This is a genomic window from Streptomyces sp. UH6 (genome assembly GCF_013421635.1).
GTDB classification, from domain to species: Bacteria; Actinomycetota; Actinomycetes; order Streptomycetales; family Streptomycetaceae; genus Streptomyces; species Streptomyces abyssomicinicus.
The window spans coordinates 1-2,944 of sequence record NZ_JACADT010000713.1; the positions used below are offsets into that span (position 1 = coordinate 1).

Annotated in this window: 2 protein-coding genes and 1 pseudogene; 1 reads left to right on the forward strand and 2 read right to left on the reverse strand. The window is 73.3% G+C overall.

Annotated elements, in window-relative coordinates:
* Together HW445_RS24695 and hutU are read right to left on the reverse strand one after the other, a co-directional pair.
* A pseudogene (locus HW445_RS24695) lies at positions 1-229 on the reverse strand (allantoate amidohydrolase); the annotation flags it as partial.
* 50 nt (positions 230-279) lie between these two features.
* Positions 280-1,977, reverse strand: coding sequence for a urocanate hydratase (gene hutU / locus HW445_RS24700; protein ID WP_180223143.1), 1,698 nt, complete (start codon positions 1,975-1,977; stop codon positions 280-282).
* 757 nt (positions 1,978-2,734) lie between these two features.
* Between hutU and HW445_RS24705 the strand changes: the two genes are divergently transcribed.
* Positions 2,735-2,944 (forward strand): roadblock/LC7 domain-containing protein (locus HW445_RS24705; protein WP_180223144.1); only part of this gene is annotated, 210 nt, incomplete at its 3' end.

The window sequence follows — 2,944 nt, forward strand, 5'->3', positions numbered from 1 at the left end:
CGTCCGGGACGGAGTCCAGGTGGGAGCCGGTCACCACGGCGCCCCCGGCGGCCGGGTCGCCCAGCCATGCCCACTGGTTGCCGTTGCGGTCGGTCTCCACGGCCAGACCACGGGCCTCGGCCTGCTCGCGGAACCAGGCCCGGCAGTCGCCGTCGGCCGCCGTCCAGGCGTAGCGGCGGTACCCGCCGGAGGACCGGTCCCGGCCGATGGCGGCCAGGTCCCGCCACATCTCCTGGAACGACGCCCCCTTGGGCGTGGCGCCGCCGGCCTTCGGGGTGCTCACGCGTCCTCGCCCCCGCCGTCGCCGTCGCCCTCGCCCTCGCCCTCGCGCATCGGTACGCGCACGCCGCGTTCCGCGGCCACCGTCTCGGCGATGTCGTAACCGGCGTCGACGTGGCGGACGACGCCCATGCCGGGATCGTTGGTGAGCACCCGGCGGATCTTCTCCCCGGCCAGCGGGGTTCCGTCGGCGACGGTGACCTGTCCGGCGTGGATCGAGCGGCCCATGCCGACGCCGCCGCCGTGGTGCAGCGAGACCCAGGAGGCGCCGGAGGCCACGTTGACCATGGCGTTGAGCAGCGGCCAGTCGGCGATGGCGTCCGAGCCGTCGAGCATCGACTCGGTCTCCCGGTACGGGGAGGCGACCGAGCCGCAGTCCAGGTGGTCGCGGCCGATCACCACGGGGGCCTTCAGCTCGCCACCGGCCACCATGTCGTTGAACCGCTCGCCCGCCTTGTCGCGCTCGCCGTAGCCGAGCCAGCAGATCCGGGCGGGCAGGCCCTGGAACTTCACCCGCTCACCGGCCAGCTTGATCCAGCGGGCCAGCGACTCGTTCTCCGGGAACAGGTCCAGCACGGCGCGGTCGGTGGCCGCGATGTCCGCCGGGTCGCCGGAGAGCGCCGCCCAGCGGAACGGGCCCTTGCCCTCGCAGAACAGCGGCCGGATGTAGGCGGGCACGAAACCGGGGAAGGCGAACGCGCGGTCGTAGCCCGCGAGTCGCGCCTCGCCGCGCAGGGAGTTGCCGTAGTCGAAGACCTCGGCGCCGGCGTCCTGGAAGCCGACCATGGCCTCCACGTGGCGGGCCATCGACTCACGGGCGCGGGTGGTGAACCCGGCAGGGTCCTTGGCCGCGGCGTCGGCCATCTCGTCGAACGCGATCCCGACGGGGAGGTAGCTCAGCGGGTCGTGGGCGGAGGTCTGGTCGGTGACGACGTCGACGGGCGCTCCCATGGCGAGGAGCCGCGGGACCACTTCGGCGGCGTTGCCGAGGACGCCGATCGAGAGCGGGCGGCGGGCGTCGCGGGCCTCCACCGCCAGCTGGAGGGCGTGGTCGAGGGAGTCGGCGCGGACGTCCAGGTAGCGGTGGTCGATGCGGCGCTCGATGGCGCGGGGGTCGCAGTCCACGCAGATGGCGACGCCCTCGTTCATGGTGACCGCCAGCGGCTGGGCGCCGCCCATGCCGCCGAGGCCGGCGGTGAGGGTGATGGTGCCGGCCAGGGTGCCGCCGAACTTCTTCGCGGCGACGGCGGCGAAGGTCTCGTAGGTGCCCTGGAGGATGCCCTGGGTGCCGATGTAGATCCACGAGCCGGCGGTCATCTGCCCGTACATGGTCAGGCCCAGTTGCTCCAGCCGGCGGAACTCGTCCCAGTTCGCCCAGTCGCCCACCAGGTTGGAGTTGGCGATCAGGACGCGGGGGGCCCACTCGTGGGTCTGCATCACGCCGACGGGGCGGCCGGACTGGACGAGCATCGTCTCGTCCTGCTTGAGCGTGCGGAGGGTGCGGACCATGGCGTCGAAGGAGCGCCAGTCGCGGGCGGCCTTGCCGGTGCCGCCGTAGACCACCAGGCGGTCCGGGTGTTCGGCGACCTCCGGGTCGAGGTTGTTCTGCAGCATCCGCAGGGCGGCCTCCTGCTGCCAGCCGGCGGCGGTGAGTTCGGTTCCGCGGGGGGATCGGACGGGGCGGGGACGTCCTGACATTCCGGCGGCCTCCTGGGGGCGCGACGTTGCTTGACGGCTATTCACATCCTGTCCGCGTGAATAGCCCCAGTCAACAGCGCCGCCCCGCCCCACCTTCCCATCCCTTCCGGGCAGCCCCGCGGGCCCTCGGACGGCCACCACGCCGCGCCGCCAACGGTGCCGCACCCGCCGTTCCTGCGGGCGACTGGGCCGCCCAGGGGGCGATGGGGGTACCCCCTGCTCGAGCGAAGCCGAGAGCTTGGGGGAGGGCGGGCGCAGGGCGGCGCCCTCCGCGGCGAGCGGTCCGCTCCACCGCGCGCAAGCCGACGGTGCCGTACACACGTGACCGCACGGCGGCGGGCACACGGAGCCTTGGCGGACAGCACTGTTCATCCCCCGACCCGCCCCCTTCCCAAGGGGACTTACGTTCCGCGGAGCGAGCCGTCACGTACGCACGTGAGGCCTGCGCCCACCCTCCCCCAAGCTCTCGACTTCGCTCGAGCAGGGGGGACCCCCATCGCCCTCAGCGGCACGATTGCCCGCAGCAGGGGAAGGGTCGAGGGGAACCACGCGGGATCGCGGGTCCCCGGGGGGCATACCGCATCGGGGTGGTGGCCGGGGAGCTAATCGGGCAATCCGGCCGTGGGGCGGCATAGTTGACCCACGATAGTCGGCCGTCGGCATGTTCCGCTGGAAAATGCCAGAACCCCCACTACTCTCCGCGAACCTGCGTAACCTCTCCGTCGTTCAGCCGAACGCCAGGTGGAGGGGGCCACGCATGCCCGGAATCGACGAGTGTCTTCTGGAAGTCATGCGGTTGCCCGGGGCGAGGGGCGCCGCGCTGGTCGACTGGACCAGCGGACTGCCCCTCGGCACGGTCGGCGACCCTCCCGGCGGCGAGGACCACGACACCGCGGCCGCCGAGGCGGCCGAACTCGCCCGGCTCGCCGCGGAGCACCGCGCCTTCACCCCCGGCGAGGGCGCCGGC

Bases quoted from the DNA above. Each gene is read 5' to 3' on its own strand.
- hutU (WP_180223143.1), bottom strand. From the start codon at position 1,977: ATGTCAGGACGTCCCCGCCCCGTCCGATCCCCCCGCGGAACCGAACTC.